At 64.7% G+C, this 14,693-nt stretch carries 15 protein-coding genes; 8 read left to right on the top strand and 7 right to left on the bottom strand.

The features are described from left to right. Window positions 1–17: 17 nt before the first annotated feature. Window positions 18–257 carry a GlsB/YeaQ/YmgE family stress response membrane protein gene (locus tag VGQ44_18755; GenBank protein ID HEV8448882.1) on the top strand — a complete coding sequence of 80 codons (240 nt, stop codon included), beginning with the start codon at window positions 18–20 and terminating at the stop codon, window positions 255–257. A gap of 42 nt (window positions 258–299) precedes the next feature. Here the strand turns inward: VGQ44_18755 and VGQ44_18750 are convergent, their stop codons facing one another. From VGQ44_18750 to VGQ44_18740, 3 genes are all read right to left on the bottom strand, one after another. Next, complete coding sequence (locus VGQ44_18750; protein ID HEV8448881.1) at window positions 300–689, bottom strand: hypothetical protein; 390 nt, start codon at window positions 687–689, stop codon at window positions 300–302. Then, window positions 689–1,903 carry an NAD-dependent epimerase/dehydratase family protein gene (locus tag VGQ44_18745; protein ID HEV8448880.1) on the bottom strand — a complete coding sequence of 405 codons (1,215 nt, stop codon included), beginning with the start codon at window positions 1,901–1,903 and terminating at the stop codon, window positions 689–691. The genes VGQ44_18750 and VGQ44_18745 overlap by 1 nt, the downstream gene beginning before the upstream one ends. Window positions 1,904–1,997: 94 nt before the next feature. Beyond that, on the bottom strand, window positions 1,998–2,906 hold the full coding sequence (locus tag VGQ44_18740; protein HEV8448879.1) for an MBL fold metallo-hydrolase: 909 nt from the start codon (window positions 2,904–2,906) through the stop codon (window positions 1,998–2,000). An 88-nt stretch (window positions 2,907–2,994) separates the two neighbouring features. Here VGQ44_18740 and VGQ44_18735 point away from each other — a divergent pair, with 88 nt between their 5' ends. From VGQ44_18735 to VGQ44_18725, 3 genes are read left to right on the top strand one after another with little or no spacing between them, the layout of a single operon-like run. Continuing rightward, window positions 2,995–3,936, top strand: coding sequence for a hypothetical protein (locus tag VGQ44_18735; protein ID HEV8448878.1), 942 nt, complete (start codon window positions 2,995–2,997; stop codon window positions 3,934–3,936). A 42-nt stretch (window positions 3,937–3,978) separates the two neighbouring features. Continuing rightward, entirely contained in the window at window positions 3,979–5,319 is a 1,341-nt protein-coding gene (locus tag VGQ44_18730; protein HEV8448877.1) for an MFS transporter, read from the top strand. Then, window positions 5,316–6,245 carry a M55 family metallopeptidase gene (locus VGQ44_18725; protein ID HEV8448876.1) on the top strand — a complete coding sequence of 310 codons (930 nt, stop codon included), beginning with the start codon at window positions 5,316–5,318 and terminating at the stop codon, window positions 6,243–6,245. The genes VGQ44_18730 and VGQ44_18725 overlap by 4 nt, the downstream gene beginning before the upstream one ends. Here the strand turns inward: VGQ44_18725 and VGQ44_18720 are convergent. The 3 genes from VGQ44_18720 to VGQ44_18710 form a co-directional block, all read right to left on the bottom strand. Beyond that, window positions 6,221–6,811 carry a hypothetical protein gene (locus tag VGQ44_18720; protein HEV8448875.1) on the bottom strand — a complete coding sequence of 197 codons (591 nt, stop codon included), beginning with the start codon at window positions 6,809–6,811 and terminating at the stop codon, window positions 6,221–6,223. The two genes, VGQ44_18725 and VGQ44_18720, sit on opposite strands and share 25 nt — an antisense overlap. Before the next feature lie 152 nt (window positions 6,812–6,963). Then, window positions 6,964–7,557, bottom strand: a complete 594-nt coding sequence (locus VGQ44_18715; protein ID HEV8448874.1) for a PEP-CTERM sorting domain-containing protein — start codon at window positions 7,555–7,557, stop codon at window positions 6,964–6,966. Between the two features lie 236 nt (window positions 7,558–7,793). Next, window positions 7,794–8,072, bottom strand: a complete 279-nt coding sequence (locus tag VGQ44_18710) for an STAS domain-containing protein (protein HEV8448873.1) — start codon at window positions 8,070–8,072, stop codon at window positions 7,794–7,796. A 618-nt stretch (window positions 8,073–8,690) separates the two neighbouring features. Here VGQ44_18710 and VGQ44_18705 point away from each other — a divergent pair. The 3 genes from VGQ44_18705 to VGQ44_18695 are packed head-to-tail and all read left to right on the top strand — an operon-like array spanning window position 8,691 to window position 11,945. Beyond that, window positions 8,691–10,016 carry a FecR family protein gene (locus VGQ44_18705; GenBank protein ID HEV8448872.1) on the top strand — a complete coding sequence of 442 codons (1,326 nt, stop codon included), beginning with the start codon at window positions 8,691–8,693 and terminating at the stop codon, window positions 10,014–10,016. Between the two features lie 46 nt (window positions 10,017–10,062). After that, window positions 10,063–10,551 (top strand): hypothetical protein, encoded by a 489-nt coding sequence (locus tag VGQ44_18700; protein HEV8448871.1) that lies wholly within the window; start codon window positions 10,063–10,065, stop codon window positions 10,549–10,551. Window positions 10,552–10,553: 2 nt separating this feature from the next. Beyond that, a complete protein-coding gene (locus VGQ44_18695) occupies window positions 10,554–11,945 on the top strand; it encodes a sialidase family protein (GenBank protein HEV8448870.1) in 1,392 nt (463 codons plus the stop codon). 36 nt (window positions 11,946–11,981) lie between these two features. Here the strand turns inward: VGQ44_18695 and VGQ44_18690 are convergent, their stop codons facing one another. Further along, the gene (locus VGQ44_18690; GenBank protein HEV8448869.1) at window positions 11,982–12,380 is read right to left on the bottom strand and encodes a response regulator; all 399 of its coding nucleotides are present in this window, start codon (window positions 12,378–12,380) and stop codon (window positions 11,982–11,984) included. Window positions 12,381–12,457: 77 nt separating this feature from the next. Between VGQ44_18690 and VGQ44_18685 the strand changes: the two genes are divergently transcribed. Next, complete coding sequence (locus VGQ44_18685) at window positions 12,458–14,650, top strand: M28 family peptidase (GenBank protein HEV8448868.1); 2,193 nt, start codon at window positions 12,458–12,460, stop codon at window positions 14,648–14,650. Window positions 14,651–14,693 lie beyond the last annotated feature (43 nt).

The following is a 14,693-nucleotide window of genomic DNA, read 5'->3' as shown; positions in this document are numbered from 1 at the left end:
ACCGTTCTATTAGCGCCATGATCGTCGCCATCCTGGTAGGCATCATCGCGGGGTTCCTCGCCGGACAGATCACGCGCGGGTCGGGCTACGGCCTGCTCATGGATCTTCTCCTCGGCATCGCCGGAAGCATCGTCGGGCGTTTCCTTTTTGGTCTGATCGGGATCTACTCGAGTGGATTCATCGGATCAATTCTTCTGGCGTTCCTCGGCGCCCTCGTTCTCATCTGGGTCGGACGATTTCTGAAATCGCGCCGTTGACGGCGCGGATCGACCGGCGGGCGGCCGCGAGACGGCGTCGGGCTACTGGCCGACCGCGCGCGCCTGAGTCACGAAGTATTCGGTATCGCCGAAACAGGACGTGGGCAGACCCTTGTGCTGCTCGTACGTCACGACGACACGCTCGCCGTTCAACTTGTTCAGCACTTCGGCGATTGAATCCGACCGAACGGTAAATTCAAATTTCTCCGGCATCGACCCGGGGATGGCCGCCAGCTGGATTTCTCCTTCCCACGTTTTGCAGATCCATCCCTTCTTCGAGATCTTCTGTAGAAAGCCCGCGCGCTCTCCGCTCGCGTACACGTAGTGAAGCGCGGCAAAGGTGTAGATTGTGAGCGCCACGAGGGGCACGGCGATGACCAGAACCAGCGTCGTGACTAGCTTGTGGTTCCTGATGAATGCTGGAATCGCCATCACTCGGTTCCCTGGCGCGATGCCTTCCACGCGGCGAGCACTTCGGCCTCTCTGGTCATCGACAGTCCGTTGATTTCCCCGTTGAGCGTCGCGAGTTGCTCCTTCTCGGGACGTGTCTTGTGCCAGTCCAGGGTGTCCTTCGCCGTCACGGCGAGTGGCCGAAAGGTCAAACCCTTCGCGATTGCTTTCGACGCATTCCGACGCTGGTAGCCGGCGGTTGCTCCGTACGGCGGCTGCCACACGGTCATGTGCCGCCACGGGCGCACGCCTTGAGCGCGCAGAAACTCCCACGGCACCCACGTGAACTGCGCGCCGGCGGTGGTGACCGCCTTCACCCCGTAGAGCATTTCGGCGATCGTCATCGGTTTTTCCGGTCCGATCGCGTTGAACGTGCCGAACTCGCGCGCCTCGGCCATCCGTATCATGAACTCGGCCAGGTCGCGCGAGTCGATGAATTGACAGGGGTCCTCGGGTTTGTCGGGGGCGAGCACTTCGCCGCCCTTGTCGATGCGCGCCGGCCAATACGTGAAGCGATCGGTGCGGTCGAGTGGTCCGACGATAAGACACGGCCGGATGATCGTGTTGATGCCCGGATATTGATTCTGCACTTCCACTTCGGCGCGGGCCTTGAACGCGCCGTAGTTCGCCGGGTTCGCCGAGGCGGCCAGCTGCGCCTGGTTGCGCTGGTCCGGCTGATACGGATCGAGGCCGGCGGGCATCGGCACCGTCGGACTGTCCTCGTTGATCCCGATCTGGCTCTCGTCGCGGTAGACGGACGTGGTCGAGATGAAGATGTAGTGCTTGGTGTTTCCCTTCAGAAATTGCGCGGCGTTCTTCACCCAGAATGGAAGCGTCGTCGGATTGTCGATCACGACATCGAACTGCTTGTCTTTCAGCGCGCTCGTGTCGCTGTTGAGATCACCGATGAGCTCTTCGGCGACCTTTCCCTTGAAGAGACCCGGGCGCGTCTTGCCCCGGTTGAACAATGTCACGCGATGCCCGCGCGCGATCGCGTATTCGACTTGCTCCGGACCGGTGAACCCGGTGCCGCCGAGAATGAGGATGTTGAGCGACGCCGGCGCGCGACCGATCGGCGGACGCTCGCTCGCCTCCGCGGGGGGAAAGATCTCCAGCGCGGACGCGAGTCGTGGCGACATTCCCAACGCGCCGCCCACGGCGGCCGTCGTCTTCACGAATTCACGGCGGGTGATCATGGCGTCGTCCTCAATTTGCGTCGCTCGAGAACTGATCGGCGGTAATCTGCCGCCGCCGGGACGAGGATCAAGCGCGACCCTCAGAGCCGGAAAATCAATACACTCCGAGGTCCTGTGCCGACACGACGTTGCCTCGATACTTGGCGCGGACCTGACGAATCAGGCCGGCGTCGTCGTCTCCCCAATAGAGCTGGTGATACAGGACCAACAGCTTCGGCCGCGCTCGCGTCGCGATGTCCGCCAGTTGGTCCGTGGATGTGTGATAGGCCGCGTGATAGCGCTGCCAGTCGGGCGTCCGCGTGCGAAAGCGCTCGGCGGAGTACACCTCGTGGACGAGAACGTCGCATCCGTTGCACGCGTCGACGACGGCGTCCGTCGGCGACGTGTCGCCCGATACGACGATCACGCGGTCGCGCGTGGCGAAGCGATAGCCGAAAGCCCAATCCCATTTCCCGTGCGCGACCTTGAACGCCGTGATCGTCACGTTGCTGTCGCGATAGATGACTCCGGCGCCGACGTCGTGCGCGTTCGCGGCGTAGCCTGTCTTGTTGGACGGCTCGCCGCCATTCAGTCGAATCTGCACGTCTTCCGAATACGCCTGCTCGAGCAGGCCGACCATTCGCCTCGTACCGCGTGGGCCGAAGACCTCGATCGGCTCGGTGCGTCCGAGCACCCACGGCGAGAGCAACAAGTCCGGAAGACCGACCGTATGGTCCGAATGAAGATGCGTGAGGAACACGCGGCGCAGCCGCGGCGGTTGCAGCGCCGGAATAGAGTCGTCTCGCGCTGCCTGCGCCGCACGCCGCACGACCCCAGGTCCCGCATCGACGAGATACGCGGCATCGCCGACGACGATGGCCACCGCGGGGCCCGACCGCTCGGGGTCCGCGTTTGGCGTCCCCGTGCCCAAAACGACGACCCGAGCCGCCGGTGGAGCGGATGAGCGCGCCGGAGCGAGTCCGGCGACCGAAGCAAACAATACCGAACCGACAAGACTTCGCATGCGCGAATCTCCTCCGGTAGGTTGCGGTCTGGCGCGTAGCGGAAACGCGACAGACAATTACAGATCGTCCGACCCGTAGACAATCCCCATGATCCGAATTCGCCTCGTCAGCGCCGTGGCGCTGGGTCTCGTCTCCCTTTCCGTCGCCGGCCGCGTCGCCCGCGGGCAGGGCTTCGCCGCGTCGACGCTCGACGATACGATCCCGCCGGGTGCGAACTTCGACAAAGCCGAATTTCGTTTCTGGGCGCCTCCAAGCGTCGTGACGCTGCGCGGCACGATGGTCCTCGTTCCCGGCTCCAACGGCGACGGCCGTGCGATGGCCGAGGACACGGTGTGGCAGGCGTTCGCTTCGAGGCAGCATCTCGCGCTGCTGGCGTGCCGCTTCACCGACAAGCCGCACGACCAGAATTTCATCGAGGACTACGTAAACGTCTCGCACGGGAGCGGGCAGGCGCTTCTCGACGCGCTAGGCCATTTCGCGACGCGATCCAAGCATCCGGAGCTCGCGAGCGAGTCGCTCTTGTTCTGGGGGATGTCCGCGGGCGGCCAATTCAATTACGAGTTTGCGTCGTGGAAGCCCGAGCGCGTGCTGGCGTTCATCGTGAACAAGGGCGGGATCTACTACACGGCGCTCACGCCGAGGGCAACGCGCGCGATTCCAGCGCTTCTGTTCATCGGCGGCAAGGATCTCGAGTCGCGTGTCAACACGATCACCGGCCTGTTCGATCTCAATCGGCGAGGCGGAGCCTTGTGGGCACTCGCGCCGGAGCCGAGCGCCGCGCACATCGTCGGCCGTTCACGCGACATGTCGATCATGTTCTTCGACGACGTGATCCCGCTGCGCCTCGGCGCCGAAGGGCTCCGGCCGCTGGCCGAATCGTCCGGGTTCGTCGGCGACCTGCACGCCAATACGATCCAGGCGATCGTCGCGACGCCCAAGCTGCCGGCCTACCCGACCTCGTGGCTTCCGACGGAGCGCACGGCTCGCGCGTGGCTCGCGATGGCGATGGAGAAGCCGTTCGATCCCTGAGCGCTCTCGTCAAACGCCGGTCAGTTCGGCAGTATTGTGCGCATGACCTCACCCAACTCATCGACGCGCGGGATCTGGGGTGTCATCGCGGCCTCGTCAGCCGGCACCGTCATCGAGTGGTACGACTTCTACATCTTCGGCAGTCTCGCGGCGATTCTCTCGACGATCTTCTATCCCGAGTCGAACGCGACGGTCTCGCTGTTGAAGTGGCTGGCGACTTTCGCCGCGGGCTTCGCCGTCCGTCCGTTCGGCGCGCTCGTGTTCGGCCGAATCGGCGACCTGGTCGGACGCAAATATGCGTTCATGCTGACGCTGCTCATCATGGGCGGGTCGACCGCGGCGATCGGATTGCTCCCGGGTTACCGCACGCTTGGCATCTTCGCCCCCGTGCTGCTGGTGAGCCTGCGACTCCTTCAAGGTCTCGCGCTGGGCGGTGAGTATGGCGGGGCCGCGATCTACGTCGCGGAGCACGCGCCGGACGACAAGCGAGGCTTCTACACCTCGTTCATCCAGACGACGGCGACGCTCGGATTCTTCGTGTCGCTGATCGTGATTCTGGTGACGAAGCACTCGATGAGCGACTCGGACTTCAAGGCGTGGGGCTGGCGGATCCCGTTCCTCCTCTCGTCGATCCTCGTCATCGTGTCGTATTACATCCGTGCGCGGATGTCGGAGTCGCCGCTGTTCGCGCAGCTCAAGGCGGAAGGAAAGACGTCGACGGCGCCGATCAAGGACAGCTACGGTACGCTCGAGCGGTGGAAGATCTTCTTCCTGGTGCTGTTCGGCGCGACGGCGGGGCAGGCGGTCGTCTGGTACACGGGCCAGTTCTACGCCCTCATCTTCCTCCAGACGATTCTCAAGGTGCCGATCGACACGGCCTACGTGATCGTTGCGATCGCGCTCGTGCTCGGCACGCCGTTCTTCGTGCTCTTCGGATCCCTGTCGGATCGCATCGGGCGCAAGCGAATCATCATGGCCGGCTGCCTCGTCGCCGGTCTGACGTACATCCCGATCTACAAGGCGATGATGGCGGCGGCCCAGCCCCTCAACACGCCGATGCTCGTGTTCCTCGTTTTCTTGCAGGTGTTGTACGTGACGATGGTCTACGGGCCGATCGCCGCGTTCCTCGTCGAGACTTTCCCGGCCAGGATCCGCTACACGTCGCTCTCGCTGCCGTATCACTTCGCGAATGGTTGGTTCGGCGGATTCACGCCGCTCATCGCGACGTCCATCGTGGCGGCGACGGGGAATCCGCTCGCCGGTCTGTGGTTCCCGATCGGCGTCGCGCTCCTGACGTTCGGTGTCGGCACCTTCGGGCTGCATGAGACGCGAACCGAGCAAATCTGGCAGGAGGTCGACGCGACTCCTGATCTCTCGTCGTGAATGCCCCTCGCTCGATCGCGCGGATCGCCGTCGCGCTGGCGATCGGATCGGCGACGCTCGCCGGATCGGCCGAAGCACAGCGCCAACCGGGTGGCCTCAAGGTCTATATCTCGGCGGACATGGAGGGAATTGCGGGCGTCGCCTCGGCCGACCAGCTGTCGCCCGGGTCGTTCGAGTACGAACGCGCCCGCGAATGGATGACCGGCGAAGTGCTCGCCGCGATGCAGGGCGCGCGCGACGCCGGCGCCACCGAATTCGTCGTGAGCGACTCGCACGGCAACGGCGAGTCGCTTCTCATCGACCGATTCCCGGCGGACATCCCGATTACAGTCGTACGCTCGTTTCCGCGCCCGCTCGGGATGATGGAAGGGATCGATTCGACGTTCGCGGCCGTGATCTTCATCGGATATCACGCGTCGACGTCGAGCACGACCGGGGTTCGTGCGCACACGATGTCCAGCGCGCTGTTGACGCGCATCGCGCTCAACGGGACGTCGATGTCGGAGGCAGGGATCAACGCGGCGATCGCCGCGCAATATGGCGTCCCTGTCGTCATGCTCACGGGCGACGACGCGATCGTCGGCGAAACGAAAACGCGCCTCGGGCCCATCGAGGGCGTCGTCGTCAAGCGCGCGATCGGCTTCCACTCGACGGCCACGATGACGCCGGAGGCCGCGCGCGGATTGATTCGCTCGCACGCCGCGACGGCGGTGAAGCGTCGCGACGAGATGAAGCCCTACGCGATGACTCGCCCGATCACGCTCGAGGTGTCGTTCAAGAACTACCGTCCGGTCGAGCTGTTGGGCTACCTGTCGAACGTGCAGCGGATCGACTCACACACCATCCGGTACGTCGGCCGCGACATGGTCGACGTTTCGAAGTTTCTCGAGTTCGTGACGAGCTACGAACCGACGCTTTCGCCGTAGCGAGGTGTCACTCCGCGTCGGTTGATCGAGGCCGTGGATCGCGCCGGCGTCAGCGCCGAGGTTCCGACGACCAAACGGTTGGCGGTATTGCGCGACGACTCCCGTCGCAGGGAACGGGCGGCGCCGAGTGCGCACGCGGCGAGCGTGAGGCTCACGAGATCCACAATCGCGAACCGCGCCAACGCCCATGCGACGGTGACGTCGAATCGACGGAGCTGGTCGGCGGGAACGCTGCTGCGGATCTGAAGGCTGTCGAGGCCGAACATCGTGGCGCCGATCAGGTACCCGAGCGCGACGAGGATCGACGCGCAGAATCCCGTCCAGAGCCCGGCGACGGACATCGACAGCTGCGCGATCACGAGGAGAAGAAGAAGCGCCAGAAGCTCGGTGCCTGTCGCACCAGCCGCTGAATGAAGCACGGAAAGGCGCCAGTTCACGTCGTGAAAGTGCGCCGGCCACGCCCCGACCAAGATCTCGACCGCTGAGCCGAGGCCGAGATAGGCCACGATCACATAGGCCGGAAGACGGAGCCGTTGGATGAAATCAAAAAAGAAGGGAGCGGCCACTCGAGGTTCCTTGATGGGAAGAGTCGTACGTCTGTGTTTCGACGCGGAAAACTGGTCAAACGCAAAAAAAGACCGCGGGAGTCGCTGCGGAGCAGCTACTCCCGCGGTGCTACGGTGGACGCCGTTCGGAAGGATGGTGTCGGCGAGTTCGGTCAGGCCGTCGCTTGGTTCTTGCGACGACGGCGGACGACCGGGATCAAACCGATGAGACCCGTGGCCATCAAGCCGATCGTGGCCGGCTCCGGCGTCGTGGTGACGTCGTTGGGCAGAACGTCATTGAACGTCGGGCCACTCGGCGGCGGATCGTTGTTGCACGACTCAGTGCATCCATCGCCCCCGCCCGTGAGGTTCTGGTTGACGCCGTTGATCGTTACGGTCCACGTGAGCGGACCCGGATTCGAGTTCCAGCCGAAGCTGCCGTAGGTGCCGGCCCCGCCCCCCGTGTTGGACCCGTTTTGCGTGATCGTCAGCAAAAAGGTCGAACCCGTGATCACCTGGCCGTAGGGGCACGACGAGAAACACGTCATCGTGAACTGTCCACCAAGGAATCCGCCGCCGCCCTGCGGGACGAGACTCGACCATTGGAGGTTATAACCACCAAAGCGGCATTGAGACGAGGTACACGAACCCTGATTGAACGTCCAGGAGGTTGTGTACGTGACGCCCTGGGATTCGACAGGGCCCGACATCAACGCGACAGCTGCGGCGCCAGCGATGGCGGCACGCGTGAGATTGCGGATTCCCATCCTCCTCTTCCTCCCCTATCTCTCGGTTCAATTCCAGAGCGGCCAGCGTCCACCAGCCCTCTGTGCACGGGCCCGCTATAGCACGGGCCATACCACAAACATCTGCTCCATTACAAACACGCTAACGCATTATCTGACAACGCATTCAATCGGCGGTACGAACTTCGGAATCGGTGTAACGTTTGACTCCAATTGTTGCCCGGACTCTTCATGAACTGTTGCACTCGGGCGACGGCTCAGGCCATTAGGCCCAGACGCCGCGCGAGCCGCAGTGCGACGATGTCGTCGCGAACGTGTCCGTTGAGGTTCACGAGCTCGAACGAAGCGCCGAACGCGGCGCAGGCCTTGGCTCCCTGAACAAGGGCGCTGAGCACCACGAGGTCGAGTCGCTCCCACCCGTAGCAGTCCACCACGACGTGCCGATCGCCATTGCCGAGCGCCGTCATGATCGACGTCCGCAGGGCCCGGGGACCAAAGGCGGTCATTTCTCGTTGCAGCTCAATCGTTCTGGGCATGAGATCCGTAGCGAGTACCGTTTTCACGGGAACCTCCCAATCGAGACCATCCTGACATATCGCGGAAATCGCGCATGGGAACGCTTGGTGACGCAGATCGCAGTGCGTGTGCCACAGCAGAGTCGGTCGTGCAGATGCTGGATCTGATGATTTTGCAATGGGTTATGCGTTGGCCTGACTTCAGACTGTTGGCCCGAATGTGATAACTGTTGCAGCGTCGCCTCAGGGGTTGTCGTCACGGACCAGGCGGCCTCACTCGGTGGGAGGTGTCGCAAGCCACGTTCTGATGCAGCCCGCAGTGAGCCGGTTGCTAGCGCCAGCCTGCACCGGCGTCACTGCTGAAAGACAGTTACTAAAACGCGTGCAGCGCCGTCGTCGAGGATTCGCCGCGGAGCATGGCAATCGCGGCGCGTTGGAAAGACTCTCGGCGTCAGCAAAGGAGCCGTGACAGGTGGCGGCGCCGCGAACAGCGACGGGCGATCACGACACACGCCAGCGTGAGCGCGCTGCTCGGTGCGAGCGCTGAAGTCGAACGCTCACCGCCTCTTGCACCGCGTTGCCCCGACGCCATGATTAGGCCTCCACTAACTCACCCCGGATCACCGTCCTGGAGGCAGCATGGCGTCGCAAGATGCCCGTACTGATTCGCCCTCGTCCGTCACCACTCCTCCTTCGGTGGGGGCATACCTGCGCGATGAGACCGCGCTGCGGCGTGCGTTCGACGCCGAGTTTGCCGGCGCAATGGCCGCCGCGCGCGAAAAGCTGCAGGACGCTCCGGCACTGGCGCCGCGCGTCGTGGAGACGGCCTTCGTCAACGTGTGGCAGCAGCGTGCGACGCTCACCTCACTGCAGCAATTCAAGAAAGTGTTGCAGGACGAGGTCACGCACGGCGCCGCGCGCGCGTTGAGCCGCCGCGTATCAGCCCAGCGATTCGGCGGGTCCACAGCGCGCGACGAACAGACGATGACGGGGACGCATCCCGCGACGGCGCAGGCCGACGCTGAAGAAGCGTGGTCGCGAATCACTCGCACGATTCGCGGCGAGGGGAATACGGCCGCCGCCCACAAAGCGGCGGCATCGGCGGGCCGGCACGACGCCGCGTCGCACATGAAGGACCTCTCGAAGGGCCGATCGTGGACAGGCCCGGTCATCGTCGGCGTTCTGGCTCTCGGCATCGCCCTGTGGGGCGTGCGGAAGCTGAGCAACCTCGGCGAGGACGACGCGGTGTTGGCCTCCGTGGCATCGCCCACCATCCAGCCGATCGCCTCGGGCGCCGGCCAGACCGGCAGCGTGAAGCTGGGCGACGGCACGGCCGCGCAGATGGGGCCGGACAGCAAGATCTTCATCCCCGACGGCTTCCCGGCGAAAATGCGCGCGATTCGTGTCGAGGGTTCAGCGGCGTTCGAAGTCGCGCCGAATCAGCAGCTGCCGTTCCGCGTCGTGGCGAACCACACGCACTTCATCGCGACGGGGACGAAGTTCGCGATCGCCGCATACCCGGAGGACAGCTCCGCCCGCGTGCTCGTCCAAGAGGGAACAGTCACGATCAAGCTTGGCAAGCAGACGAGCTCCGTCGCCGCTGGACAAGCGATGGTGGCCGACGCGTCGGGCATTCACGCGCTCAACGACGACGACAAGGCCGAGTCGTTCAGCTGGCTCGACAAAAAGATGGTCGTCCACCAAAAGCCGCTGCGCCATCTGATCATCGTGCTCGGCCGCTTCTTCAACTCCGACGTGAAAGTGCCCGACGCGCCGCTCCTCGACCGTCCGGCATCCATCGACGCCCCGCTAGATTCGGCGATGTTGGCGATCAAGCAGATCGAGCAGAGCGCCAACGTGAAGTTCGCCTACGAGGGGCAGAACAAGGTTCTCCGCGACGCGCCGAAGTCAGCGGCGAAGACGGCGGCGAAGACAGCGGCGAAGCCGGCGGCGAAGAAGAAGTAGCCCCTCGAGTAGGCAACACTCGTCACTTTCGCGGGGAGAAGACACGATGCGACTGTTCGCTCCTTGGATGCTCGCCGCCGCGATCGCGGTGGTTCCAGCGGGACGCGGCCTGACTGCGCCCCGCGCGCATCCCGATTTCTCGGGGACGTGGGCGATGGACCCGGCCAAGAGCGAAGGGCCGATGATCCCGACCTCGGCGACGCTCAAGATCACGCAGGATGAGAAGACGCTAAAGATCGACCGAACTGTGACCGCGATGGGAGCGACCCGGTCGACGGCGACGAGCTACGCGTTGGACGGCTCGCCCTCCAAGAACACGATCAGCGCGAACGGCCAGAGCGTCGACTTCAATTCGACAGCCGAGTGGAGCGAGAACGTTCTCGTAATCAAGACCTCGGCCGATTTCGGCGGCAACGCGTTTTCGGGAACCGAGCGTTACACGCTCTCCGACGACAAGAAGACGCTGGTCATCGCGGGGGACGCGTCGATCGGCGGGCAGTCTGTGAACACGAAGCAGACGTTCATCAAGCAATAGCGTTGACGTCCAGAGTTTCGGGCGGGATCATCGGCGGGGCGCTCCTGGCGGGGCTCGCCGCCGGTGGCACGCAAGCCCAGCTCTCGCTCCCACGACCGCCGGGCGCGCGCGTCGTCGATGTCTCGGTGCCCGAGCTCCGCGGCAACGAGCCCGGCATCGCGGTGAATCCGAGGAACCCAGCCCAGGTCGTCGGCGTGTATCAGGGTCCGGCGCGTGCGGTGTACTCGACCGATTCCGGCGCGACGTTCAAGACGGCCGAGGGAACGGTGCCCGGCGATTGGCGAACGGCGGGAGACGTGAGCGTGACGTTCGACAATCAAGGCGCAGCGTATCTGAGCTACCTCGTCTTCGACCGCCTTGGTTCCACGTCGTACTGGAGGCACGGGGCGGGGCGAAACGGCATCTACGTGCGCCGCTCTCCCGACGGCGGCGCGACATGGGAGCGCGAGCCATCGCCCGTGCGCGTGTGGTACAAGGGCGATGAGCCCGGCATGCAATACGAGGACATGCCGCGCATCTTCGCCGACAACTCGCCGAAGAGTCCACATGCCGGCAACTTGTACGTCGGATTCATCGAGTGGCAGATCGACAAATCGATCATGCTCTTCTCGAGGTCGACCGATCACGGCAAGACGTGGTCTGCTCCGATCCGCATCTCGACGCAAGCGGGCATGCCGCGCGACGACAATGGCGACGTCGTGGGTTTCCACGGCGTCGTCGACGCCGACGGGACGATCTACGCCGTCTGGAACTGGGGACTCAAGGTCGTGATGGCGACGTCGCGCGACGGCGGCAAGTCGTTCACGCCGTCGCGCGTCGCGCAGGAAGTCGGGCCGCCGTACTTCGGCGGAACGGGTGCGGTGCCGGGGCTCGGCCGAGTGTTTGGTTTTCCGCAGGTCGGCGTGCGAGGGAATGACCTGTACGTATCGTGGAGCGATTTTCGGAACGGAGACATCGACGTTTTCGTGGCGGCGTCGCACGACAAGGGACGTACCTGGTCCGCCCCGGTTCGCGCGACGACGGACTCGTTGCACAGCGGCCGCGATCAGTTTTTCCAGTTTTTGGCGGTCGATCCGATGAACGGCGACGTGTACATGCAGTTCTACGATCGACGCGACGATCCCGCCGATCGAAAGACGGCGTTCACGTTGGCGCGATCGACCGACGGAGGTCGCACGTTCACCAACTACGCGTGGTCGGACGCGGCGTTCGAGGGACGCAGCGCGTTTCTCGGCGACTACACCTGGCTCACGGCGTACGACGGCCGCGTCTACGGGATCTGGGCCGAGACGGCAACCATCGATTCCGCCGGTGCCGGGCGGCCCGCGGGCGTGGGCGCGGCGCGAGTCGGTACGATCGTCCGAATCGGGACGGCCGATTTTCGGAAGCGATAGAACGGAATACCTGAGGCGTCGGGGACGCCGCGACTATCAGCCGGAGGTATGGCCCCTCATCGCTTCGCGCACGGCGCTGTAGAGCGACTCGGCGTGGAACGGCTTCTTGATGAAAGGAACTTCGGCGCGGCCGATGATGCTGCGCTCCAACTCGCTCACGTCGCCCGACACGATGGCGACCGGCACGTCAGGGTACTGGTCGCGAATCTGGTAAGAGAGGTCGATGCCGGTCATGCCCGGCATGGTGACGTCGGAAAGCACGAGATCGATCTCGTCGCGCTGCGCGGCGAGCACCTGAAGCGCTTCGGGGCCGTTGCTGGCTGTGCGAACGGCGAATCCACCCGCCTCGAGCATGCGGGCGATGGTTTGTCGCGTCGGTTCGTGGTCGTCCACCACGAGAACCGTTTTGGCCGCGTGGTGTGTTGCGTCGGACATCGTCGGGTGCTCCAGATATGGAAGTCGCTCTGTACAATGGTAAGTTGACCGACAAGCGCAAGGACCCGCAATCGACCATGCAAATTTCAACTCCCGCTCGCGTCGGTACGCTGATCGGTCTCATCGCGCTCTGCGCGTACTCGGTGGCGCGAATGACGCGGCCGCCCGCCGCCGTCCCGGCAACCGCTTCCGACACGGTTTTTTCGGCGGAGCGCGCAATGCACGACGTCGAAGCGATCGCGGCGCGCCCGCATGCGATGGGAATGCCGGATCACGATCGGGTACGCGACTATATCGTCCGTCGGCTCGAGGCGCTCGGAGTCAAGGCGCAGGTGCAAACCACGACCGGCGTCGGCACCCGTTTTCAGGCCGCGGGCCGAGTCCAGAACATTCTCGCGTGGCTGCCAGGATCGACGTCGGGCGGGAAGGGCGTTCTTCTCGCGGCGCATTACGACGGCGTCGAAGCCGGCCCCGCGGCCGGCGACGACGCGTCCGGATGCGCCGCGCTTCTCGAAACGGTGCGCGCGCTCAAGGCACGAAGGACGCCGCTGGCGCACGACGTGTTCGTGCTGTTCTCGGACGGCGAGGAGGCGGGCCTCATCGGCGCGGCGGCGTTCGTGCGCGAGCATCCGTGGGCGAAGGACGTCGCGTTCATTCTGAACTTCGACGCGAGGGGCACGAAGGGGCGCGTGTACATGTTCGAGACCGGCCCCGGAAACCGGGACGCCGTCTCGGCGCTGCGCGCGGCGGGCGACGTTTCCGCCGGATCGGTTTTCACGACGCTGTATCGCTCGCTGCCGAACGACACGGACCTGTCCGAGCTGTCCTTGCTCAACGTGCCCGCCCTCAACTTCGCGTTCGCCGACGGCGTCGAGCGGTATCACACGCTGCACGACGACGTCGCGCACCTCGATTCGGGAAGCGTTCAACATCTTGGCGCGCAGATGCTCGCCGTGACGCAGAAGGTGGCGAACGAAGATCTGCCGCGACCCAAGACCGGCGACGCCGTCTTCTTCGACATGCCGTTGCTCGGGCTCATCGTGTATCCGATCGGTCTGGCGATTCCGCTCGCGCTCGTCGCGTTCGTGCTCACGGTCCTGGTCGTCCGCCACCATCTGAAGGGCGTGGGCATCGGTGTGGCGTCCATGATCGTCGCGCTCGTGGTGTGCGGCGGGCTGGCGGCGATGATCCACCTGCGTGGCGCGGCGATGTGGAGTTGGACGTTTGCGCTCGCCGTCGCACTCGCGGTCGTTGCGGTGAATCTGGCGCTCTACGCGCTCGGCACGCGTGTCTCACCCGATTTGCACGCAGGCGTTCTGGTTTTCTGGCTGCTCCTCGCGCTGGTGACGAGCTTCACCGTTCCGGGTGCGAGCTATCTGTTCACGTGGCCGCTCCTGTTCACTCTGATTGCCGCACGATCGGGGCGCTGGGTGCCGTGGTGGATCGCGGCCGGCGTGACGCTGCTACTTCTCGCCGGATTCGCTTATGCGGTTGCCGCGATCATGCTCGGGGTTTCCGGCCTGGGCGCGTCGGTTCTGGCGATTTTCACCACGTTGATCGTATGGCTGATTGCGCCGCTCATGATGCGCGTCGCGGGCGGTCGTCGGAGCTCGTGGCCCCTTCCGGCCGCGTTTGCCGGCGCGGCGATCGTGTCCGCGGCGATCGGCGTTGGAACGACGAGCCCTAGTGCCGCGGAACCGATTCCGACCGCGCTGGTCCTCGCCGAGCCGGCGGACAGCGGGCGGGCGCTCCTGGGCTCGCTGTTCGGCCTCGACGCGTGGACCAAGAGCGTGCTCGGGCCAACGACGAGCAATCCGCCCGCTTGGGTGTCGGCGCTCCGGTTGTCCGGCGCCCACTTTTCGGAAAACACATATCCGCGCGTCGATTTGGCGGCGCCGACGGCGACGTACATTCGCGATACCGTCGTCGACGGGGCACGGCGCGTCATCGTGCGCGTGAAGGCGCCGCCGGGTGCGTACGCGTTGCGAGTTCGACCCACCGGCGCGCCGATCATCCGTCTGGCGATCGATGCACGCGTCGTCGACACGACGCGATTCCGACGAAAGACATCGACGTGGGTGTATTGGGCGGTTCCGGATAGTGGAGCGGTTTTTTCGATCGCGATTCCGCCGGGATCGCAGATCGACCTGAGCCTCATGTCGCAAACCGCCGGGCTCCCGACGATCCTCACCATTCCGCCACGTCCGCCGGACGTCGTTCCGGCGCAGACCGGGGACATCACGGCCGTCTATCGCTCGACGCGTTTCTAGGTTGCGGCGAATCAGCGGTGAAACCTTACACGATTCGAACGCC

Source organism: Gemmatimonadaceae bacterium (assembly GCA_036003045.1).
In the GTDB taxonomy this organism is placed as follows: Bacteria; Gemmatimonadota; Gemmatimonadetes; order Gemmatimonadales; family Gemmatimonadaceae; genus JAQBQB01.
This window is presented reverse-complemented; position numbering and strand designations above follow the sequence as displayed.